General features: G+C 71.9%; 20 protein-coding genes. 12 read left to right on the forward strand and 8 right to left on the reverse strand.

From position 1 onward, the window contains the following. The first annotated feature begins 1308 nt into the window (after window positions 1–1308). Window positions 1309–1935 carry a YigZ family protein gene (locus tag HNR73_RS12210; RefSeq protein ID WP_184787517.1) on the forward strand — a complete coding sequence of 209 codons (627 nt, stop codon included), beginning with the start codon at window positions 1309–1311 and terminating at the stop codon, window positions 1933–1935. On the opposite strand, the gene HNR73_RS12215 is transcribed toward HNR73_RS12210, so the two are convergent. Continuing rightward, a complete protein-coding gene (locus tag HNR73_RS12215; RefSeq protein WP_203686672.1) occupies window positions 1908–2630 on the reverse strand; it encodes a GntR family transcriptional regulator in 723 nt (240 codons plus the stop codon). The two genes, HNR73_RS12210 and HNR73_RS12215, sit on opposite strands and share 28 nt — an antisense overlap. A 102-nt stretch (window positions 2631–2732) precedes the next feature. Between HNR73_RS12215 and HNR73_RS12220 the strand changes: the two genes are divergently transcribed. After that, window positions 2733–3905: an amidohydrolase gene (locus HNR73_RS12220; protein WP_184787518.1), complete on the forward strand. Its 1173-nt coding sequence runs from the start codon at window positions 2733–2735 to the stop codon at window positions 3903–3905. Here the strand turns inward: HNR73_RS12220 and HNR73_RS12225 are convergent. Further along, entirely contained in the window at window positions 3902–4486 is a 585-nt protein-coding gene (locus HNR73_RS12225) for a TetR/AcrR family transcriptional regulator (RefSeq protein ID WP_184787519.1), read from the reverse strand. The genes HNR73_RS12220 and HNR73_RS12225 overlap by 4 nt on opposite strands. Before the next feature lie 94 nt (window positions 4487–4580). On the opposite strand from HNR73_RS12225, the gene HNR73_RS12230 reads away from it, so the two are divergent. The 4 genes from HNR73_RS12230 (at window position 4581) to HNR73_RS12245 (ending at window position 8307) form a co-directional block, all read left to right on the forward strand. Then, a complete protein-coding gene (locus tag HNR73_RS12230; RefSeq protein ID WP_184787520.1) occupies window positions 4581–6167 on the forward strand; it encodes a carboxylesterase/lipase family protein in 1587 nt (528 codons plus the stop codon). Window positions 6168–6176: 9 nt separating this feature from the next. Further along, window positions 6177–6842, forward strand: a complete 666-nt coding sequence (locus HNR73_RS12235) for an NUDIX domain-containing protein (RefSeq protein ID WP_184787521.1) — start codon at window positions 6177–6179, stop codon at window positions 6840–6842. A 122-nt stretch (window positions 6843–6964) separates the two neighbouring features. Beyond that, window positions 6965–7282: a hypothetical protein gene (locus tag HNR73_RS12240; RefSeq protein WP_184787522.1), complete on the forward strand. Its 318-nt coding sequence runs from the start codon at window positions 6965–6967 to the stop codon at window positions 7280–7282. Window positions 7283–7344: 62 nt separating this feature from the next. Further along, window positions 7345–8307 (forward strand): hypothetical protein, encoded by a 963-nt coding sequence (locus tag HNR73_RS12245; RefSeq protein WP_184787523.1) that lies wholly within the window; start codon window positions 7345–7347, stop codon window positions 8305–8307. A 58-nt stretch (window positions 8308–8365) separates the two neighbouring features. On the opposite strand, the gene ahpD is transcribed toward HNR73_RS12245, so the two are convergent. The 3 genes from ahpD to HNR73_RS12260 all read right to left on the reverse strand — a co-directional run bounded on the left by ahpD (window position 8366) and on the right by HNR73_RS12260 (window position 10595). After that, window positions 8366–8899 (reverse strand): alkylhydroperoxidase, AhpD family, encoded by a 534-nt coding sequence (gene ahpD, locus HNR73_RS12250; protein ID WP_184787524.1) that lies wholly within the window; start codon window positions 8897–8899, stop codon window positions 8366–8368. 5 nt (window positions 8900–8904) lie between these two features. Next, window positions 8905–9456: a peroxiredoxin gene (locus HNR73_RS12255; RefSeq protein ID WP_184787525.1), complete on the reverse strand. Its 552-nt coding sequence runs from the start codon at window positions 9454–9456 to the stop codon at window positions 8905–8907. 188 nt (window positions 9457–9644) lie between these two features. Continuing rightward, window positions 9645–10595, reverse strand: a complete 951-nt coding sequence (locus HNR73_RS12260) for a ribose-phosphate diphosphokinase (protein ID WP_184787526.1) — start codon at window positions 10593–10595, stop codon at window positions 9645–9647. A 354-nt stretch (window positions 10596–10949) separates the two neighbouring features. Here HNR73_RS12260 and cimA point away from each other — a divergent pair, with 354 nt between their 5' ends. From cimA to HNR73_RS12280, 4 genes are all read left to right on the forward strand, one after another. After that, window positions 10950–12563 carry a citramalate synthase gene (cimA, locus tag HNR73_RS12265; RefSeq protein WP_184787527.1) on the forward strand — a complete coding sequence of 538 codons (1614 nt, stop codon included), beginning with the start codon at window positions 10950–10952 and terminating at the stop codon, window positions 12561–12563. Between the two features lie 39 nt (window positions 12564–12602). Next, entirely contained in the window at window positions 12603–12929 is a 327-nt protein-coding gene (locus HNR73_RS12270) for a hypothetical protein (protein WP_184787528.1), read from the forward strand. A 72-nt stretch (window positions 12930–13001) separates the two neighbouring features. Continuing rightward, complete coding sequence (locus tag HNR73_RS12275) at window positions 13002–13343, forward strand: hypothetical protein (RefSeq protein ID WP_184787529.1); 342 nt, start codon at window positions 13002–13004, stop codon at window positions 13341–13343. Continuing rightward, the gene (locus HNR73_RS12280; RefSeq protein WP_184787530.1) at window positions 13340–14746 is read left to right on the forward strand and encodes a hypothetical protein; all 1407 of its coding nucleotides are present in this window, start codon (window positions 13340–13342) and stop codon (window positions 14744–14746) included. Before HNR73_RS12275 ends, HNR73_RS12280 begins: the two co-directional genes overlap by 4 nt. Before the next feature lie 343 nt (window positions 14747–15089). On the opposite strand, the gene HNR73_RS12285 is transcribed toward HNR73_RS12280, so the two are convergent. The 3 genes from HNR73_RS12285 to HNR73_RS12295 form a co-directional block, all read right to left on the reverse strand. Further along, window positions 15090–16538, reverse strand: a complete 1449-nt coding sequence (locus HNR73_RS12285; RefSeq protein WP_184787531.1) for a cytochrome P450 — start codon at window positions 16536–16538, stop codon at window positions 15090–15092. Continuing rightward, window positions 16535–18106, reverse strand: coding sequence for a benzoylformate decarboxylase (gene mdlC / locus HNR73_RS12290; RefSeq protein ID WP_184787532.1), 1572 nt, complete (start codon window positions 18104–18106; stop codon window positions 16535–16537). The genes HNR73_RS12285 and mdlC overlap by 4 nt, the downstream gene beginning before the upstream one ends. A gap of 128 nt (window positions 18107–18234) precedes the next feature. Then, entirely contained in the window at window positions 18235–18810 is a 576-nt protein-coding gene (locus HNR73_RS12295) for a GlcG/HbpS family heme-binding protein (protein WP_239122264.1), read from the reverse strand. 174 nt (window positions 18811–18984) lie between these two features. On the opposite strand from HNR73_RS12295, the gene HNR73_RS12300 reads away from it, so the two are divergent. Both HNR73_RS12300 and HNR73_RS12305 read left to right on the forward strand, forming a co-directional pair. Beyond that, a complete protein-coding gene (locus HNR73_RS12300) occupies window positions 18985–20103 on the forward strand; it encodes a sensor histidine kinase (protein ID WP_203686670.1) in 1119 nt (372 codons plus the stop codon). Continuing rightward, window positions 20100–20723, forward strand: a complete 624-nt coding sequence (locus tag HNR73_RS12305; RefSeq protein ID WP_184787533.1) for a response regulator — start codon at window positions 20100–20102, stop codon at window positions 20721–20723. The genes HNR73_RS12300 and HNR73_RS12305 overlap by 4 nt, the downstream gene beginning before the upstream one ends.

A 20723-nucleotide genomic window follows, 5' to 3' on the forward strand; every position in this document is an offset into this window, starting at 1 on the left:
CCGGCGTGGGTGGGCGAGCGAAGCGAGACTCGCTCCTGGCGGGATGGCTGCGGCCGGGTTCCCGGTCTTGGGTGGGTGAGGTTTTAAGGGCCTGTGTTTGTTTGGGCGGCGCGAACGAGACCGCCTGAGGGGTATGGGATCGGGCTGCGGCCCGCCGCCGGTGCCGGGTCCCCGGCCAGGATGCGGAAACGCGGCCGGGTACCCGGCCTGGGTGGGCGAGCGAAGCGAGACTCGCCGATCGAGGAGGCGCTGCGGCCGGGTTCCCGGCGTGCGTGGGTCGTGCAGTGGAGCTCGCGCTCGCGGGGGCCGTGTCTGGGTTCCTGGTCTTGGGTGGGTGAGGTTTTAAGGGCCTGTGCTTGTTTGGGCGGCGCGAACGAAACCGCCTGCCGGGCATGGGATCGGGCTGCGGCCCGCCGCCGGTGCCGGGTCCCCGGCGTGGGTGAGCCGCGAAGCGGGGCTCGGCCTTGGCGGGGCCGCTGCGGCCGGGTTCCCTGTGTGGGCGGGCGAGCGAAGCGAGACTCGGCCTTGGTGAGACTGCTGCGCGCGGGTTCCCTGGCCTGCGTGGGCGAGCGAAGCGAGGCTCACGCTCGTGGGATCGGCGTCTTGGGTTCCCGGCCTTGGTGGGTGGGCTTTTAAGGGCCTGTGCTTGTTGGGGCGGCGCGAACGAAACCGCCTGCCGGGTATGGGATCGGGCTGCGGCCCGCCGCCGGTGCCGCGTCCCCGGCCAGGGCGCGGAAACGCCGCCGGGTTCCCGGCCTGCGTGGGCGAGCGGAGCGAGGCTCGCCCTGAGTGGGGGCGTTCGGGTGGGTCTCGGCGTGAGTGGGACACGTGGCTGTGTTCTCCGCGTGGGTGGGCGGGTGAGCGAAGCGAGGCTCGCGCTCGCCGGGCCGCGTCTTAGGTTCCCGGGCCCGAGTGGGCCGCGAAGCGAGGCTCACGCTTGTGGGGTGTGTCTTGGGTCCCCGGCCTTGGGGGGTGGGCTTTTAAGGGCCTGTGCCTGTTCGGGCGGCGCGAACGAAACCGCCTGCCGGGCATGGGATCGGGCTGCGGCCCGCCGCCGGTGCCGCGTCCCCGGCCAGGGTGCGCGAGCGAAGCGAGACTCGCCAGACAGGAGACCCCTGCGGCCGGGCCCCGACGTGGTGCCTCGGCGAAGCCGGATCCCCGGCCCGGGCCTCCACGCGCGAGGCCCCCCGCGTCGGCGGGCGGAAGTCGGTGCGACTCGCGCTCGCACCAACGCCAGGTCCCCGCCACGCCCCAGCCCATCCCTGTTACCGCTCGACCGTCGCCGTCGCCTCACGGCATGATGGCGCCATGCGGATGATCAGTCGCGGCGGCGTCACCGAGATCGAGATCCGGCGCTCGCGCTTCATCTGCGCCGTCGCCCGCGTCTCCACCGAGGACGACGCCGCCGCCTTCATCGCCGCACGACGCCGCGAACACCGCGCCGCCACCCACAACTGCACCGCCTACGTCCTCGGCGAACACGCCGAACTCGGCAAGAGCAACGACGACGGCGAACCCGCCGGCACCGCCGGCGTCCCCATGCTGGAAGTCCTCCACCGGCGCGGCCTCACCGACACCGTCGCCGTCGTCACCCGCTACTTCGGCGGCGTCAAACTCGGCGCCGGCGGCCTCGTCCGCGCCTACGGCCAATCCGTCACCGCCGCCCTCGACGACGTCGGCGCCGTCGAACGCGTCCCCGTCACCATCGTGACCATCGACGTCGACCACACCCGCGCCGGACGCCTCATCGGCGACCTCCACGCACGCGGCCACCGGCTCGGCGACACCCGCTACGGCACCGGCGTCGCACAAGACGTCTACGTCCCCGACGACGAACTCCACGCCTTCACGACCTGGGCCGCCGAAGCCACCGCCGGACAGGCCGTCCTCACACGAGGCGCCTCGACCTACGTCGAGATCCCCGTCGAAGGCTGAGCCCGGCGACGGCGAGTGCGCGTCAGGCTCTCCGCGTCCAGACGCGACCAGTCCGCCGCGGCCGCCAGCGAATGCTCACGACCACCGGCGACATGACGCGCGGCGTGATCCGCGGCCAGCCCGGCGTCCCCGGCGGCGATCGCCGCGTACAGCTCCTCGTGCTCGGTGCACTGGACGGCCTGGTCGCGGTCGGCGGTGAGATGGAACAGCCGGCGCAAACGGCCCGACAGCGGCCGGGCGAGCGTGCTGAGCAGGGCGTTTCCCGCGATCGCGACCAGCTCGTCATGGAAGTCGGCGTTCGCCTCGGTGACCCCGGCGCGATCACCGGCGGCCATGGCCGCCCGCGCCCCGTCGAGATGACCGCGCAGCCGGGCGAGGCCCTCGCCGTCGGCGCGTTCGGCGGCCAGCCGCGCGGTGAGGGCCTCCAGGCTCTCCCGGACGTCGAAGAGATCACGGACGTCGTCGGGCGTGAAAGGGCTCACGATCGTGCCGCGGCCCGGGACGGTGACGACGAGACCGTCGGCGGCCAGCAAGCGCAGCGCCTCGCGCAGGGGAATGCGGGAGACCTCCAGTTCGGCGGCCAGATCGCGTTCGACGAGCCGGAGCCCCGGCGGCGCGGTCGCCTCGATGATGCGGCGGCGCAGGGTCTCGTACACGCGGTCGCGCAGTGCCCCCGGTCGTCCGTTGTCGGTCACGTCGTTCCTCGCTGCCGGCGGATGAGGGGGTCGACGCTACTAGTCCACACCCCGAGGATAGTGGTATACCGTTAACTCTACGACCCCCGCGAGAGGACCACCATGACCGAGCTGCTCCTGCGCGACGCCACCGTCGACGGTGTCCGCACCGACCTCCTGCTCCGCGACGGCCGCGTCGCCTCCATCGCGCCGTCCATCGACGCGCCCGGCGCGACCGTCGAGGACCTGCGCGGACGTCTCGTCCTGCCGGGCTTCGTCGACGGCCACGCCCACCTCGACAAGACCCTGTGGGGCGGGCCGTGGGTGCCGCACTCGGCGCCGCCCGGGCTGATGAACAAGATCCGCAACGGGCAGGTCCGCCGCCCCGAGCTCGGCATCCCCAGCGCCGACTACATCACCGCTCTGCTGAGCCACATGGTCACGCTCGGCACGACCCACGTGCGCTCCCACGTCGACGTCGACCCCGAGGTCGGCCTCGGCTCGGTCGTCGCCGTCCGCGCCGCCCTGGAACGCCTCGACGGTCGCATCACCGCCGAGCTCGTCGCCTTCCCGCAGACCGGCATGCTCATCAGCCCCGGCACCGCCGAACTCCTCGAAGAGGCCCTCAAGCAGGGCGTCGAGCACATCGGCGGCATCGACCCGGCCGGTGTCGACCGCGACCCGGTCAAGCACCTCGACGTCATCTTCGAGCTGGCCGCGCGGCACGGCACGGGCGTCGACATCCACCTGCACGATCGCGGGACGCTCGGCGTCTTCCAGTTCGAGCTGATCATCGAGCGCACGCGCGCCCTGGGGCTCGCCGGGAAGGTCACCATCAGCCACGGCTTCGCCCTCGCGGGCGCCGACCCCGAGACCCGCGACCGCCTCGTCGCCGGGCTCGCCGGTGCCGGGATCAGCCTGGCCACGACCGCGCCCTCCCCGGCGCTCCCGCTGAAGGCGCTGTACGAGGCGGGCGTCCCGGTCACCCTCGGCAACGACGGCGTCCGCGACCTGTGGAGCCCGTACGGCACCGGCGACATGCTGGAGCGCGCCCTCTTCCAGGCCAAGCACTCCGGCTTCGCCGAGGACGCCGACATCGCCCTCGCCGTCGACGCCGCCACTCTCGGCGGCGCTCGCGTCACCGGTCTCGGCGACTACGGCATCGTCGAAGGCGCCCGTGCCGACCTCGTCGTCGTCGACGTGCGCAACGCCGCCGAGGCCGTCGTCCTGCGGCCGGTGCGTTCGCTGGTCGTCAAGGCGGGCCGGATCGTCGCCCGCGACGGCGAACTGGTCTAGGTCAGGACGCGCGCGAGTTGCGCGTCGAGGATCCGGACCGCGGTCTCCTGGTCGCGCAACCCCACCAGTACATGTGAGGAGAGGCCCTCGGCGAGGGCGAACAGCGCGTCGGCCTCGTCGGCGACGTTCACGCCGGGGGCCGTTCCCGACCGTTCGAGCAGGAACACGATGAGGTCGCGCAGTTTCCCGTAGCCCTCCCGCAGGTGCTCCGCCAGGCGCGGGCTGCTCGTCGACTTCGTCCAGAAGGCCAGACCGACGGCGACGGCCTCGGCGCTCTCCTCGTCGACGGGGATGATCTGCAGCAGGACCCCGCGCAGGGTGTCGCGCGGGGTGGCGTCCGGGATGTCCGCGAGGTAGGCGGCGACCCGCGCGGCACCGCGCTCGTTGACGTCCTCCAGGGCGAAGACCAGCATGTCCTCCTTGGTCTTGAAGTAGTGCTGGACGGCGCCCATCGACACGCCTGCCTCGGTGGCGACGTCGCGCAGGCTGACCGCGTCGAGCCCGCGCGTGGCGATGATCCGGCACACGGCCCCGGCGAGGTGACGCCGACGCTCGGCGTGGTCGACCTGCTTGGGCATCATGCCGCCTTCCCTCGACCTTCACCATGCAATCGCATTGCCATTCTAGGCTCGCCCGGTTTACCATGCGATCGCATTGTAAAACTGGGAGGACAGGATGAGACGACGAACTTTCCTCGTGACCGCGCTGCTCGCGGTCACGGCGGTGCTCGCCGGAACGGCCGTGGCGGACGTGACGACGGAGACCGGCCGCTCCACCGTGGTGCGGACCTCGGCCGGATGGCTGCGCGGGGAGGCCGGCGCCGACCACCGCTGGTTCCGCGCGATCCCCTACGCCGCACCGCCCGTCGGCGACCTGCGCTGGGAGGACCCGCGACCGGCGCGCTCCTGGTCCGGCGTGCGCGACGCCACCGGTGAGACCGCCCGCTGCGTGCAGGAACCGGGCGCCGGCGGGAAGGCGAGCCGCACGGAGGACTGCCTCTACCTGGAGGTCGCCACACCGCGCTCCACGGGCCGTCCGAAGCCGGTGATGGTCTGGTTCCACGGCGGCGGTTTCATTCAGGAGTCCGCGGGCGACTACGACCCGCGCCGCCTCGCCGTCGGCGGCGACGTCGTGGTCGTCACCGTCAACTACCGCCTGGGGATGCTCGGCTTCTTCGCGCATCCCGGACTGCCCGGCTCGGGTTCCTTCGGGATCGCCGACCAGCAGGCCGCGCTGCGCTGGGTGCAACGCGAGATCCGCGCCTTCGGCGGCGACCCGGGGCGCGTGACCATCGTCGGCGAGTCCGCGGGCGGCCAGAGCGTCTGCGGGCACCTGGCCTCACCGGCGGCCTCGGGTCTCTACCAGGGCGCGATCATCCAGAGCGGGCTGTGCACCCGCGACCTGCCCGGCGGGGCGCTGCTGCCCGGACTGCCGCCGCTCCCGCCCTGGTCACCGCAGGAGGCCGTCGCGGCGCGAGGCGCGGCGACCGCCGAGCGGCTCTGCCCGGGCCGCGCCGACGCCGTGACCTGCCTCCGCCAGCAGACTCCCGATCGACTGGTGACCACCGGCGAGTTCTTCGCCTACGCCAGCCCGGCCTACGGCACCCCTGCCCTGCCGGAGGACCCGCGCGTCGTGTTCGCCGAAGGCGGGCGCGAACCCGTGCCGGTCCTCTCCGGCACGACGCGCGACGAGAGCCGCTACGTCGCCGCCGCCTTCTACGAGTTCGCCGGGAACCCGATCACCGCCGGGAACTATCGCGAGCTGATGACCCTCGGCTTCGGCGCGGCCGCACCGAAGGTCCTCGACCGCTACCCCCTCGCCGACTACGACAGCCCGCCGCTGGCCTGGTCGGCGGCCATGACCGCCGCGATGTGGGCCTGTCCGGTCCTGGAGCGCCACGACATGTTCGGCGGGACGCTCTACGCCTACGAGTTCGCCGACGAAAACGCGCCCTCGACTCTGCCCACCACGCCGAGTTTCCCGCTCGGGGCCGCCCACGCCTCCGACCTCGCCTACCTGTGGGCCGCACCCGGCGACCCCCACCTGACGCCCGCGCAGGAGAAGCTGTCGGCGCGGATGGTCGCCTACTGGTCGAACTTCGCGCGCCACGGCGACCCCAACGGCCGGGGACTGCCCGCCTGGCCCGTGTACGACGACGGGGGCCCCGTCGCACTCGCTCCGGGCGCGATCGCCCCGGTCGACCAGGACGCCCGGCACGGCTGCGGATTCTGGCGCGAGATCTGGGCCGCGGCCGAGGGTTAGATTGGCCCGATGCCCGAAACGACCGTTCACCTCGTCCCCACCGGGGACGGTTACCTCGTCCCCGACGGTCTCACCGAGGCCGTCGGGGTCCCCCTCACCGAAGCCCTGCACGCCGCGATCCGCCCCCTCGGCGCCGCCGAACGGCTCCTCCGTGAGGCCGTCGGCGGACCGGCCGTCGACGGCATCCCCGACGACCCCGAGCCGATGCCGCCCACCCGCGTGCGCGCCGGAGCCGTCGTGGTCCGCGACGGGCGGATGCTGCTCGTCGCCCTCCCCACCGAGCAGGGACTCGTCTACGAGATCCCCGGTGGAGGCGTCGAGGACGGCGAGACCCTCGAAGAGACCGTCCGCCGCGAACTCGCCGAGGAGACCGGCCTGGTCGCGGTGCCCGGCCGGCGGATCGCCCGGGTCTGGCGCACCAGCGCGCGCCTGCCCGGCCTTTTCCTCGACCACTACTTCCTCGCCGAGGTCAGCGGCGAGTTCGGCGACCCCGCCGACCTCGACCTCGACGGCGGGGAACCGGTATGGGTGCCCGTCGGCGAGATCGCGAGGCTGCCCGTGTGGCCGAGGCGCCTGCGCTGGCGGATCGCGCACTGGTGGGAGCACGGCTGGCCGGAGACCGTCGTCGACCTCGCCGACCGCAACGAGGACCTCTCGGGCGAATGCCGCTGGTGAAATCCGCGTGAGCCCGAGCGTGCGTAAATGGTCTTGGAGCACTACGGTGTTCCGAGTGCGGCGTACCCCCGGCGCCGTCCCCCGCCGCGCGCCGGCCGCGCGCGAGAGAGCGGAGTTGACACATGAGTTTCCACGTGAAGCTCGACGAGCTCGCCACCGCGCAGTCGAACCTGCGCGGACTCTCGAAGGACGGTGAGGCCGCCGCCGCCCTCGCCGCCGACTCCAACCCGGACTGGTTCGTCTGGGGAGCGCTCGGGTCGTTCCTGGCCTCGTCCTACTTCCAGACCGCCGACGACGTCCACGGGCACCTCAAGGACATGCACGAGGCCCTCGACGCCCACGCCGAGCGCATCAAGATCTGCGCGGACTCCTACCGGACCAAGGAAGAGGACAACACGACGACGATGGAGGCCATCCAGCGTCGGCTCGACGGCAAGTGACACCCCCGCCCCCGCCTGAACCTCGCGTACCCGGCACGCGCGAACGCATCTAAGGAACCGCCATGGGAGAACCGGACACCAGCAAGGACACCGACGTCACCAACGACGAGGGCCACGGCGACTCGTCCCCCTCGCTGCTCGGCGGTGACTTCGGGTCGGGAAACAGCTACTTCGACACCAGCGGCGACAACCTCAAGGACAGCGTCCCGCTGTACAGCAACGTCGACGGGATGAGCAGCGCCTTCGGGAACCTCGCCAAGGGCGAGGACATCTCCGGCAGCGTCATGGACGTCGGCATCCAGATCACCGACATGGCGGCCAACATCGGCCTGCTCATGGTCGACCCGATCGGTTTCCTGGTCAACGCGGGCATCGGCTTCCTCATCGACTTCATCCAGCCCCTTGAGGACATGCTCGGCATGGTCACCGGCAACCCCGAGCGGATGGGCGCCGAGATCGACAAGTGGGGCCGCGTGCGCGACGCGCTGGAACCCATGGCCGAGAAGGTCAAGGAGGTCGGCGCCAAGGACATGCCCGGCTGGGTCGGCGAGGCCGCGACCATCGCCAAGAAGCGCCTCGACGAGTTCGGCGACGCCATCGCCGCCGTCGGCGGCCAGATCGCCTCCCTGGAGAGCGTCCTCGAACTCGCCAAGGCCCTCGCCGGTGTCGCCCAGGACGTCATCAAGGGCATCATCAGCTCGTGGGTCTCGGGCCGGATCATCGCCTGGATGGTGGCCGCCGCCACCTCGGGCATCTCCTTCGGCGGCTCCATCGGCGTCTTCGTCGCCGAGAGCCTGATGTCCTACAGTCGCGCGGTACTCCAGGTGACCTCGGCGATGCGCCGGGGCAGCCAGATCTTCCAGGCGATCGCCAAGATCCTGGACAAGGCCAAGATCGCCGTCCAGGCGCTCGGCAACGGCTTCGCCGTCATCAAGGCCCTGCCCAACGTCGTCAACAGCGCCGTGACCGAGGCGGGCTCGAACACGGGGATGTCCAATCCCGCCATCAGCAACGCGATGCAGTGAACACGCCGACGGCCCGCCTCCCTCACGGGACGCGGGCCGTCGGTGCGTCTAAGGCCTCTCAGCCGGCCAGTGCGGCTTCTGCGTCGAGCGTGACCGCGGCGGCGTGCACGACCGCGGCGACGCGCAGCGCGTCGTGCACGTGCTCGCGGGAGGCGCCGGCCTTGACCAGCGCCTTCTCGTGCGACTCCAGGCAGACCCCGCAGCCGGTGACGGCCGAGACGGCCAGGCACCACAGCTCGAAGTCGACCTTGTCGACGCCCGGGTTCCCGATCACCTGCATGCGCAGCCGCGCGGGCAGGGACTGGTAGGCCTCATCGCCGATGAGGTGCTTGCCCCGGTAGTAGATGTTGTTCATCGCCATGATCGAGGCGGCCGCCTTCGCCGCTTCGATCGCCTCGGGGGAGACGTTCTTGGCGGCCTCCTCGACGACCTCGCGCAGCACGACGGCGTTGCGGGCCGCGACGGCCGTCGCGACGAGTGCGCCCCACAGCCGCTGCGGCGTCAGCGACGACGTGGTCGTCACCGAGCCCAGGTTCAGCCGCGTGTCCTTGGCGTAGGCGGGGAGGGATTCCTTGATCGTGTCGATGCCCATGGGACCTAGCCCGCCATCAGCTTCTGGGCGTCGAGGGTGTCCGTGCCCTTGTTCCAGTTGCACGGGCACAGCTCGTCGGTCTGCAGCGCGTCGAGGACCCGCAGGACCTCGGCGACGTTGCGGCCGACCGAACCGGCCGTGACCATGGCGAACTGGATCTCGTTGTTCGGGTCGACGATGAACGTGGCGCGCTGGGCGACGCCGTCCTCGCCGAGGACGCCCGCGGCCTCGGTCAGCTCGCGCTTGACGTCGGAGAGCATCGGGAAGGGGAGTTCGCGCAGGTCGGGGTGGTCCTTGCGCCACGCGAAGTGCACGAACTCGTTGTCCACCGACCAGCCGAGCACCTGGGCGTCGCGGTCGGCGAACTCGCCGTTGAGGCGGCCGAACTCGGCGATCTCGGTCGGACAGATGAAGGTGAAGTCCTTCGGCCACGCGAACAGGACGCGCCACTTGCCTTCGTAGGACTTGTTGTCGATGGTCTCGAAGGCCTTCTCGGGGTCGAGCGAGACGCAGGCGGTCAGCTCGTAGGCCGGGAAGTGGTCGCCGACGGTAAGCACGTTGTGGCACTCCTTGGAAGGTGACGATCGGTGAAGACGCCAGCGCGTTAAGTCGCTTTCTGGAGTCGTTCCAAAGTATGCCGTAAAGGTGGGACGCGGCCGAAGGCGCGGTCGGGCCGAGTGGGAGAGATCACCGGGAACGCCGAAGGGCGCGGCACCGGCCGGCACCGCGCCCCTCGGTCGTCGGGTCACTGGTCGAAGAGCACGCTCAGACTCTCGCGACGGTGGATCCGGGAGATCGCCTCGGCGAACAGCGGCGCGACCGAGGCCACGCGCACCTTGGGGGAGAACTCGACCGGCTGGTTCTCGACGGTGTCGGTCACCCACAGCGTCTCGATCGGGCTCATGTCCAAACGGTGCATGGCCTTGCCGGTGAACACGCCGTGCGAGACCGCGGCACGCACCGACTTGGCGCCCTTGTCGATGAGGCACTCGGCGACCTCGGCGAGGGTGCCGGCGGTGATGGTGAAGTCGTCGACGATCAGCGCGTGCCGGTCGCGGACGTCGCCGATCAGGTCGATCACCCGCGCGGCCTCGCTGTGGTCGACCCGCTCCTTGTCGGCGATCGCCAGCGGGGCGTCGAGCCTGCGGGCGAACATGCGGGCCTTCTTGGCGAAACCGGCGTCGGGGGAGACGACGACCAGGTCGGTGAGTCCCTCGGCGGAGATCGCCTCGGTCAGGGTCGGCAGGGCGTAGAGGTCATCGACCGGAATGCCGAAAAAACCCTGGATCTGCGGTGCGTGCAGGTCCAGGGTCACGACGCGATCGGCTCCGGCGGCCTCGATGGACTGGGCGCAGACCCTGGCCCTGATCGAGACTCTCGGCTCGTCCTTCTTGTCGCCCTTGGCATAACTGAAGTACGGCATCACCACGGTCACCGAAGCGGCCGACGCGCGCTTGAGGGCGTCCACCCAGAACAGCAGCTCCATGAAGTGGTCGTTGGCGGGGAAGACCGTCGACTGCACCAGATAGGCGTGCCGTCCGCGGACGTTCTCACCGACCTTGACGAAGAGGTTCCCGTCGGAGAACTGCAGGACCTCCCCGAGACCGGCCTGGATGCCCATGTGCCGGCAGATGTTCTCGGTGAGTACCGGGCTCGCCGAGCCGCCGAAAACCAGAAGATCGTCATCGCGTGTCATCGCGCACCGCCTCCCTGCGACCCGTTGTCGCCCGGGCTTGTTCTTCGTGGGGGTTTGGCTTCGTCATTCATCCTCGCGGCCACGCTGAGGATCATCGCATGCCCGGGAAGATCTAAGCGTTGGGTTCCCGACACGCCGCGTATACCGCGATGTGGGAATTCTCGCCAAGATCTGGAAGCCGCTGGCATAGTGGTCGCCGTGAGCCTCCACCTCATTATCGGCCCTTAGCGCGCTGTCGAACAGACCCACAGCGCGCAGACCTCCCGTGACCACGGGGGGTCTTCTTGTTTTCCAGGTTCAGGCAAGCACGAGTCAACGCGGCAAGGCCGCAGCGGACGAAAGGACGGCCCCCTGATGAGCGAGCCCGCCGACGAGTTCCATCTCTACGACACGACCCTTCGCGACGGCGCACAACGCGAGGGGATCGGCTATTCGGTGGCCGACAAGCTCGCCGTCGCGAGGCTGCTCGACGACCTCGGCGTGGACTACATCGAAGGCGGCTGGCCGGGAGCGCTGCCCAGCGACACCGAGTTCTTCCGCCGGGCCCGCCACGAACTCGACCTGAAGAACGCCACCCTGGTGGCCTTCGGCGCCACCCGCAAGGCGGGCCGCGCCGTCGAGGACGACCCGCAGGTCAAGGCCCTCCTCGACGCCGGCACCTCGGCACTGTGCCTGGTCGCCAAGTCCGACGTCCGCCACATCCGGCGGGCCCTGCGCACCACGGTCGAAGAGAACCTGGCCATGATCTCCGACACCGTCTCCTACGCCGTCGCCCAGGGCCGCAAGGTCTTCCTCGACTGTGAGCACTTCTTCGACGGCTACCGCGACGACCCCGGCCACGGCACCGAGGTCGTCCGCACCGCCTTGACGGCGGGCGCCGACGTCGTCGTCCTCTGCGACACCAACGGCGGCATGCTCCCGCACGACGTCACCGAGATCGTCACCGAACTGCGTGCCGCGCTCGACGGGACCCTGCCCGCCGGGAAGAGCGTCCGGCTCGGCATCCACTGCCAGAACGACACCTCCTGCGCCGTGGCCAACACCGTCACCGCCGTCAAGGCCGGTGCCATGCACGCCCAGTGCACCGCCAACGGCTACGGCGAACGTCCCGGCAACGCCGACCTGTTCGCCGTCGCCGGGAACCTCGCGCTCAAACTCGGGCTGCCCGTCCTACCCGGCGGCGGCCTGGCCAAGATGACGCGTGTATCGCACGCCATCGCCGAGATCGCCAACCTCGCCCCCGACACCCATCAGGCGTACGTGGGACACGCGGCCTTCGCCCACAAGGCGGGACTGCACGCGAGCGCGATCAAAGTGGACCCGGAGCTCTACAACCATGTCGATCCGGCCGTGGTCGGCAACGACATGCGGGTCCTCGTCACCGAGATGGCCGGTCGGGCCAGCATCGAGCTCAAGAGCGCCGAGCTCGGTCTCGACCTGACCGGCCGTCCCGACGTCACCGCGCGGGTCACCAGCAAGGTCAAGGAGCTGGAGGCCGCCGGCTGGTCCTTCGAGGCCGCCGACGCGTCCTTCGAACTCCTCGTCCGCGAGGAACTCGACGACACGGTCCCCGCGCCCTTCTCCCTGGAGTCCTACCGCGTCATCGTGGAACACCGCGAGGACGGCGCCGTGGTCAGCGAGGCCACCGTCAAGGTCCGTGTCCGCGGCGAACGCGTCATCGCCACCGCCGAGGGCAACGGTCCCGTCAACGCCCTCGACTCCGCGCTCCGCCAGGCCCTCCAGCGCCACCACCCGGCGCTGGCCGAGGTCGAACTGGCCGACTACAAGGTGCGCATCCTCGCCGGTTCGCACGGGACGGCCGCGGTGACGCGCGTCCTGATCGACTCCAGCGCCGAGGACCGCGACTGGACCACCGTCGGCGTGCACGAGAACGTCGTCGAGGCCAGCTGGCACGCCCTCGTCGACGCCCTCACCTACGCCCTGGCGCCGGCTCCCGCCGCCCGTTGAGGCGAGGGCGGGTTTGGCGGCGCTGAGTACGGTAGGCGGGTGGTCCACAACGACAGCCGCTACGGCTATGCCGCACGCCCCGACCCGACCCTGGCGCGTCGCCGGATCGTCGCGGGCGCCCTCCTGGGCCTCATCGCCCAGGTGGTGCTCGCGACGATCCTCGGCCTCCTGGCCGTCTCGGGCGGCACGATCGGCGACTTCTTCGCGATGGGCTCCTTCTCCAGCCTCGTCGCCACCCCCCTGTGCTTCGCCGCGGCCTTCGGCCTGATGTTCAGCCCGAAGACCCGCCAGCTCGGCGTCGGCGTCCTCGTCGGCGCCGTCGTCGGGACGCTCCTGCTCGCCGGAGGATGCGCCGCTTTCGGGTGAACTAGGGTGAACCGGGCGGGTGGGGCATTAGCGTCACCCTAGGCCGATGGTCGGCGACCCGGGGGGACAGCCATGCCAGCAGATCCGAGACGCGTGCTCACCATGTCCGAACTCGTCTCGGCCGAGGCCGACCGCATGCTCCGGCAGGCGGTGGCGCTCACCGAGATGCCGGCCGCGGCGCCCGACCCGGTGCTCAGCGCCGAACTCGACGCCCACAGCGCCCGCTGCCAGTCGGTGGCCCGGCAGCTCGACCGGCTGGCGGAGGTGCTCGAAGAGCACTCCCGCGCGATCGAGGAACCCGCCTACCGGCGCCACCTGCCCGAACTGGCCGCGGTGGCCGGTATCGGCGCCGTCCTCGGGGCGGGGGCCTTCGCGCTTCACCGCTCACGGCGGAAGAGCCGGGGAAGCCGATGAGCCAGGGCCACGCGCACGTCCACACCCGGCACCTGCACGGCCACGAGCCCGGCGAGTCGGCGCCGCACGAGACCGAGGAGCTGATGCTCCTGGCCCGCGACCTGGGCGTCTGCGCCGAACAGATCGCGACGACCGCCGGCCGCCTCACCGCGCTGCTCGGCGACCCGGCGCTGCTGCGCTCGCTGGCGGCCAGTCCCCGCACGGGAGCGCGGGTCACCGCGCTGCTGACCAGGATCATCGCCGGAGCCGAAGGCCTCGGCTGCGGGACCGAGACGACGAAGCTGGGCAAGGTCGTCGCCATGCTGACCGGCGCCGGCGGCGGCGAGAGCCTGCCCGCGCTGGTCGCGGCCACCGCGCTGAAGGCGCGCATCCGGGGCCTGGCGCGCATGCACCCCGAACTGTTCGCCGACCACGACATGGCCGCGCTGATCGACGCCGTGGAAGGCGACCGGCAGGCCGAGGCCGTCGGACGCTTCCGCCGGATGCTCGCCGAACGTGGGACGGGTGAGGCGCTCGGGGCGATCGCGCCGGTCTTCATCGAGCTGTCCGGGCTGATCGCGCTGCTCGACGACAACCCCTTCAACGACGCCGTCGGCTGGAACTTCGCCACCGGCAAGCCCATGACCTGCGAACCGGTCCTGGGAATGCCGCTGACCTGGGGCTCGGCCCTGGAGCACGGCGGAGGCAGCGCCGAACCCGTCGAGCTGACGCCCGCGGTCGCCTCGCTGATCGAGGACGACGGAACGATCGTGGCGCACATGCGCAACATCAGGCTGATGCGGCCCTTCGGGTATGCCCTGCTGCACCGGATCCGCGGCCGCGACGGCGCCGAACGCTTCGTCCTGGTGCTGCCCGGCCTGACCGCCGACACCGTCGACGGCGACGCCGCCATGGACCTCGTCGGCGCCATCCGCAACACCCAGCTGACCGACGCGGCCTACACGCGGGCCATGCGCTCGCTCTTCGCGCAGGCCGGTGTACCCGCCGGCGCCGAGGTCGCGCTGATCAGCCACAGCCAGGGCGGCGTCGTGGCGATGAACCTGGTCGAGGACGAGGAACTCGTGGAGCGCTACCGGTTCACGCACCTCGTCGCCGTCGGCGCCCCCATCGACTACCGCAGCCCGCTGGACGCGTCCCTGTGGGTGGCCAGCGTGACCAACCAGCACGACATCGTGCCGACCCTGGACGGCCGCGGCTTCGGCTCGCCCTACGACCCGCACCCCGACTGGTACGAGGTCGACTACGCCGACGGACGGCACGGCTTCCCGGCCTGCCACGGCGCCGCCCGCTACGCCGAGAACCTGGAGACGGACATTCCGGAGGCGGCGGCGCACATCGACCGCCAGCTCGCGCGCTACCGGGGTGAGATCGTGGAGACGCGGGCGTTCAGGTTGAGCGACTGAGGGCTTCGGTCTCCTGGGTTCGGGGCAGGATTGGCCGGGGGCTTCCCGCTGCCCGGTGAGGAGGCCCCTCACCCTCGCAAAACAGGTCGGGACCTGGCCGCCGCGACCGGCCGCGACATCGCCGTCCGTGAGATCGCCACCCCGGCCGAGGCGGTCCGGTTTCGCTACCCCGACGGTGCTCCGCCGGCACTCGCGGCGGCGATCGTCGAGGGTCTGACGCTCATGCGCGCCGACACCGAAGGCGTGCGCGGTGACACCGTGCGACGGCTACTCGGCCGCGCCCCGGGGACCTTCGCCGACTGGTGCTCGCGGAACGCCGGGGCGTTCCGCCAGACGACGCCGCCTAGTCCTCGCCTTCCTCGTCGAAGTCCCCGAAGTCCCCGAAGCCGCCGGGCCCCATCGGCACCATCACCGTCGGCGGGGTGTCGGGCCGGTCGGCGACGGCGAACTTGATCCGGAACGGGTCGAAGCCGTACGGCAGTGGCTGGTCGGGTCGCAGTTCCTGCGTCAGCAGCCGGAACCGGGCCTCGCGCAGGAAGGCCGCCATCGCGGTGGTGGCGATGAAGACGCCCAGGTCACCGCCGGGGCAGGCGGCCGGGCCGCGGCTCGTCGGGGACAGCGCCCAGTCGTTGTCGGCGCTGCCGTCGAGCCACTGCTGTGGTGTGAAGCGGTGGGCGGCGCGACCACGATAGGCGGCCCTGCCGTGGTAGACCAGCGAGATCGCGACCTCGGCGTCCTCGGGAACGAGCGCGCCGTCCCAGTCGGTGTCGCGGGTGACGACGCGGGCCAGGTCGCGCATGATCGGCCACAGCCGCGCCGACTCCAGCACGGTCGCCTTCAGGTGCGGCATGGCCAGCACGGAGTCGGCGGTACCGGCGTGGTGGAAGCGGTCGGCGTCGGCGATCTCCTCCTCGATCGCGGTCAGGAACCACGGGTGGGTCGACAGCAGCGCGAGGGTCCGCGCGGCGAGCGGGGCGATCGTGTCGAAGCCCATGAGCCACTGCGCGACCTGTCCCGAGGGGTGCACGCGGGCCTCGATCGGCAGGTCGGCGAAGCGCCCGACGAGACTCCCCGACTGCCCGACGTCGATGTAGCGGTGGACGCGGTCGTCGAAGCGGGCGCGCAGGGCGTGCATCCGTCCCCGCCGCCAGACCCGCAGGCCCATCCAGTTGCCTTCACGGCGCAGCGTCTCCAGCAGCTCGCTGACCTCGACGTCCTCGGCCGCCACGTCGCCGAGGACGCAGCGCCGCCCGACGCGCTGGAAGGCCCGGCGCAGCGCGCGCCAGCTCAGCGGCCGCCCGGTCGCGCGCGGCCCGGTCAGCAGTGCCTCGACCTCCTCGTTGACGACCGTGGCGAAGCGCGCGGCCTCGCGGTGGGCGTCGCGGCCCCAGTCGAGGACGACCTCGTTGAAGCGGCGGCGGCTCTCGCGCAGTTCGCCTTCGGTGAGGATCACGCCGTCGGGCTGGAAGTGGCCCATCATGCGCCGTTTGAGGGGGGTGGCCATCGCGTAGAGGCGGTCGGAGCCCGACAGGACCCGCCGCACGTCCGAGCGGGACAGGACCAGCAGCGTCGCGCCGGTGATCCCGTTGGTCCACACCGGCTGGCCGGCGTGGTCCTCGTGGAGCCGGTCGAGCAGCCGGACGAGGCGCCGGTCGGCCTGGAGCCTGGTGAACAGCGCGTTGACCCGCGGGCGGGCGAGCACGACCCCGCGGCCGAGGTTGTTGGCGTTGTGCAGGAACAGCAGCCGCAACTGGTCCAAGGTGGACACCTGCGGGAAGGTGGGGTCGTTCATCGCTCGTCCCTTCCGTTCTGCGTGCCGGGGAAAACGGTCCGTACCGGGACCTCGATGAGTGTCGGCCCGTCCTTGCTCGTGGTGGCCTCCTCCAGGAGAGAGGCGAGGTGCACGGCGTCGACCGCGCGGTGGGCGCGCACGCCGTAGCCGGTGGCGATGGCGGAGACGTCGATCCCGCGCCCCGGCGCACCGGGGAACGCGCTCTCCCCGTCCACCGTGACGACGATCGTGACCGGCACCCGGTAGGCCGCGGCCGTCCACAGCGCGCACACGGCGTACTGGACGGGGCCGTCGCCGATGAGGCCGATGACGGGGCGCGACGGGTCGGCGAGCTGGGCGGCGACGGCGGCGGGCAGTCCGAAGCCGGAGCCGCCGTCGGCGGCGGCGAAGTACGAGCCGGGCCTGGTCAGTTTCACGTGCCGGGGGAAGAAATCGGCGTGCGTGGGCGCCTCGTGCACCCAGCGCGTGTGCGCCGGCGCGGAACGGGCGAGCGCGGTGAAGACCGCCGCCGGGTCCAGCGGGGAGCCTTTCGTGCCGCCCGGGTCGAGGGGCCGCCGTTCGGCCGGTTCGGCGCGCGGGTTCGGCTGCTTGGGGTCCTCGATCAGGTCGAGGAGGGTCTGGAGGGCGTAACCGACGTCGGCGATGACGGCGTCGCCGAACGGTGCCCGGGCCGCCTCGCCGGGGTCGCTGGTGAGCTGCACCAGGGTGGTCCCGGCGGGCGGGTAGTCGCCGGGAACGGGGTGCCGGCGACGGAAGACCGGCGCGCCGAGGACGACGACGAGGTCGTGGCCGTCGAGGGTCTCGTCGAGCGGGCCCATGTCGGGCGGCAGCGCGCCCTGGTACAGCCAGTGGTCCTGGGGGAAGGTGGCGCGGCTTTCGGCGGGGGCCGACCAGACCGGGGTGCGCAGGCGTTCGGCGAGGGCGACGGCGTCCTCCCAGGTCCCGTCGGCGTCGATCTCGGAACCGCAGATCAGGGCCGGTTTCTCGGCCTGGGTGAGGCGTTCGGCGAGCGCGGCGAGGGCCTGCGGGTCTCCGGCGGCGGCGACCGCGACGTGCCGTTCGGCGAGGGTCTCGGCGGCCCGTGCTCGGGCCTCGTCGACCTCGGTGTCGAGGTCGTGCGCGGGCAGCGACAGGATCACCGGGCCGCGCGGTGGGGTGTCGGCGATGAGCCGGGCGCGGGCGAGCGCGGCGGGGACGTCTTCGGCGCGGTGCGGCTCGTGGACCCATTTCACGGCGGTGGGGGCGAACAGGGGCTCCGAGTGCGGAGTGCCCTCCCCTCCCGCGGTGATCACGAGGGGGCTCTTGTTGCGGGCGGCGTTGACGATGGCGCCCATGGCGTCGCCGAGCCCGGCGGTGCCGTGCAGGTTCACGAGCGTCGGGGTGCCGGTGACCTGGGCGTGGGCGTCGGCCATGCCGACGACGACGGCCTCCTGGAGGCCGAGGACGTAGCGGAAGTCCGCGGGGAGGTCGTGCGCGAAGGAGGCCTCGGTCGAGCCGGGGTCGCCGAAGATCGTGGTCATCCTCCACCGGCGGAGCTGGCCGAGCACCAGCTCGCGGATCGTGGCCATGAACGTCCCCCTCACGGTCGGCGCGACCTCGTCCCATCATGGTCAACGCCGGGCCGGGTCCGCAGCCTTTTCGCGCCTTGCGGGCCGGGACACGACGGTGTCCCGGCCCTGCTGGGGGAGGCGATGGGTTACTTCAGGTCCCCGGCGATCGCGGCGAGGCCGGCGTTGGCGATGGACTCGTCGATGTCGCCGCTGGGGGCGCCGCCGACGCCGATCCCGGCGATGGCCAGGCCGTCGACGGCCACCGGCACGCCGCCGGCGAGGAACAGGGTGCCGGGGATGTCGGAGATGTTGGGGGCGTCGCCGGTCGCGCCGCCGGTGAGCTTGCTGGTCGGCTGGCCGAAGGACACCGCGGTGAAGGCCTTGCGGACCGCCGACTCCTCGGTCTGCGGGCCGGCCTGGTCGCCGTGGATGATCAGGCGGGTCGCGCCGGAGCGGTCCACGATCGCGATGGTGACGCGCTGGCCCTGCTTCTCGGCCTCCTTGAGGGCGGCCTGGGCGGCCTTCATCGCGGTCTTGGCCGAGATGGTGTCGGTCTCGACGACGCCGTCGTCCTTGCCGGGCTTGTTCGCGGCGGCCTCGGCGGCGGCGACCGTGGTCGCGGAATCGTCGACGTTGGCGCTCGCCGTGGCGGCGAGGCCGCCGATGACGCTCAGGCCGAGGGTGGTGGCGGCGATGGTCTTGATGAGCAGCGGCTTCTTCACGGGGTTCTCCAACCGAAAGTGGTGCGGGGCGTTCTCGCTTACGTCCTCCACACTCCGCGTCCTCGGGGTCGGCGGTGTCCGGCACGGGCGTGAACCCCGCGATCCGTGTGGACGTCCCCCGCTGTCATCCGATTGACCGACACGGGGGCACTGACCGGCCGATATGGTGCGTGCATGCCCCGGGAGAAACCGAACCTGCTCGACGTGGCCATGCACGCCGGTTTCTTCCTGCTCATGGCGGCGGGCGCGTCGAGGCTGCTGATCCGCCACCCCTTCGACCACGTCATGGTCATCGACCTGACCCTCGCCGCCGTCACCGCCGTCGTCTACGCCACCGGCGTGTGGGGCTGGTCCCGGCTCGGGCGCGTCTGGTCGCTTAGCTGGCTCGCGGCGGTCCTGATCTGCTGGCTCGCGCTGACCTACCGCGCGCCCTCTTTCGCGGTCGTCGCCGTGCCGCTGCTGTTCCTGTGCCTGCGGTTGCTCTCCCCGCGCGCGACCGTGATCGTCGGCGCCCTGTTGACCGCGGCGGTGATCGTCGCGCTGCTCGCGCTCAACGAGGTCGTCGACCCGAGTCTCGTCCTGGTGCCCATCGCCATCGCGGGGATGACCGTGGCGACCGTCCTCCAGCTCAAGCACACGCGCGGCGAGCTCGCCGCCTCCCAGCACCGCACCGGTGTGCTGGAGGAGCGGACGCGACTCGCGCGCGAGATCCACGACACGCTCGCGCAGGGGCTGTCGGGCATCGTCCTGCTGCTCCAGAACGCCGACCGTTCGTGGGGCACCGGCAAGGCGCGCGAACACGTCCGCCTCGCCGAGGACATGGCGGCCCGCAACCTCGCCGAGGCGCGTGCCTTCGTCCGCGACCTCAGCGTCGACGTCCCGCTGCTCGACGCGCTCACCGCGCTCGCGGCCGAGACCGGCGCGGTCAGCGGCGCCGACGTCCGGGTGCACGTCGAAGGTGACCTGGGCGATCTGCCGCCGGAGACCTCGGCGACGCTGCTGCGGGTGGCGCAGGGCGCGCTGGCCAACGTCCGCGAGCACGCCCGCGCGCGCAACGCCGTGGTGACGGTCTCCCGGATCGGCGACCACGTCAATCTCGACGTCCGCGACGACGGGACCGGCTTCGACCCGGCCGCGACGGCCCCGGAGCCCGGCCGGGGTTACGGCCTGTCGGCGATGCGGGAACGGGCCGCCGCCCTCGACGGCTACTTCGCCGTGGAGACCGCGCCCGGCGACGGGACGGCCGTGTCGGTGTCGATTCCCGTGGGAACGCCGGTGGGGGGAGCGGAATGAAGGTCTATCTGGTCGACGACCACGCCGTCGTGCGGGCCGGGGTCAAGGCGCTGCTCGCCGGTGAGGACGGGATCGAGGTCGTCGGCGAGGCCGGGGACGCCGAGACGGCCCTGCGGGCGGTGGCCGTGGCGCGGCCCGATGTCGTGCTGATGGATCTCCAGCTCGGCGACGGCGTCGACGGGGTGGAGGCCACCCGGCGCCTGCGCGCGCTTCCCGAACCGCCGCAGGTCCTCGTCCTGACCACCTACGACAGCGACGCCGACATCGCCCGCGCCATCGACGCCGGCGCGACCGGATACCTGCTCAAGGCCGGCCCGCCCGAGGAGCTGTTCCGCGGCGTCCGCGCCGCCGCGAGGGGCGAGAGCGTGCTGTCGCCGCAGGTCGCCAGCCGCATGATGCGCCGGATGCGCGACCCGCTCCCGGCGCTGTCGCCGCGCGAGGTCGAGATCCTCGGGCTGCTGGCGGAGGGGGCGGGCAACCGCGAGATCGGCAAGCGGCTGTTCATCACCGAGGCGACGGTCAAGACGCACCTTCAGCGGATCTACGCCAAGCTGGGCGTGGAGACGCGCACGGCCGCGGTGACCACGGCGGTGGAGCGGAAACTGATCCGGATCACGTAG

It is taken from the genome of Phytomonospora endophytica (genome assembly GCF_014202425.1).
GTDB lineage: Bacteria > Actinomycetota > Actinomycetes > Mycobacteriales > Micromonosporaceae > Phytomonospora > Phytomonospora endophytica.

Coding starts and splice junctions, on each gene's coding strand:
- HNR73_RS12210 (WP_184787517.1), top strand. CDS start 1,309: ATGCGGATGATCAGTCGCGGCGGCGTCACCGAGATCGAGATCCGGCGC.
- HNR73_RS12220 (WP_184787518.1), top strand. CDS start 2,733: ATGACCGAGCTGCTCCTGCGCGACGCCACCGTCGACGGTGTCCGCACC.
- HNR73_RS12225 (WP_184787519.1), bottom strand. CDS start 4,486: ATGATGCCCAAGCAGGTCGACCACGCCGAGCGTCGGCGTCACCTCGCC.
- HNR73_RS12230 (WP_184787520.1), top strand. CDS start 4,581: ATGAGACGACGAACTTTCCTCGTGACCGCGCTGCTCGCGGTCACGGCG.
- HNR73_RS12235 (WP_184787521.1), top strand. CDS start 6,177: ATGCCCGAAACGACCGTTCACCTCGTCCCCACCGGGGACGGTTACCTC.
- HNR73_RS12240 (WP_184787522.1), top strand. CDS start 6,965: ATGAGTTTCCACGTGAAGCTCGACGAGCTCGCCACCGCGCAGTCGAAC.
- HNR73_RS12245 (WP_184787523.1), top strand. CDS start 7,345: ATGGGAGAACCGGACACCAGCAAGGACACCGACGTCACCAACGACGAG.
- ahpD (WP_184787524.1), bottom strand. CDS start 8,899: ATGGGCATCGACACGATCAAGGAATCCCTCCCCGCCTACGCCAAGGAC.
- HNR73_RS12260 (WP_184787526.1), bottom strand. CDS start 10,595: ATGACACGCGATGACGATCTTCTGGTTTTCGGCGGCTCGGCGAGCCCG.
- cimA (WP_184787527.1), top strand. CDS start 10,950: ATGAGCGAGCCCGCCGACGAGTTCCATCTCTACGACACGACCCTTCGC.
- HNR73_RS12275 (WP_184787529.1), top strand. CDS start 13,002: ATGCCAGCAGATCCGAGACGCGTGCTCACCATGTCCGAACTCGTCTCG.
- HNR73_RS12280 (WP_184787530.1), top strand. CDS start 13,340: ATGAGCCAGGGCCACGCGCACGTCCACACCCGGCACCTGCACGGCCAC.
- HNR73_RS12285 (WP_184787531.1), bottom strand. CDS start 16,538: ATGAACGACCCCACCTTCCCGCAGGTGTCCACCTTGGACCAGTTGCGG.
- mdlC (WP_184787532.1), bottom strand. CDS start 18,106: ATGGCCACGATCCGCGAGCTGGTGCTCGGCCAGCTCCGCCGGTGGAGG.
- HNR73_RS12300 (WP_203686670.1), top strand. CDS start 18,985: ATGCCCCGGGAGAAACCGAACCTGCTCGACGTGGCCATGCACGCCGGT.
- HNR73_RS12305 (WP_184787533.1), top strand. CDS start 20,100: ATGAAGGTCTATCTGGTCGACGACCACGCCGTCGTGCGGGCCGGGGTC.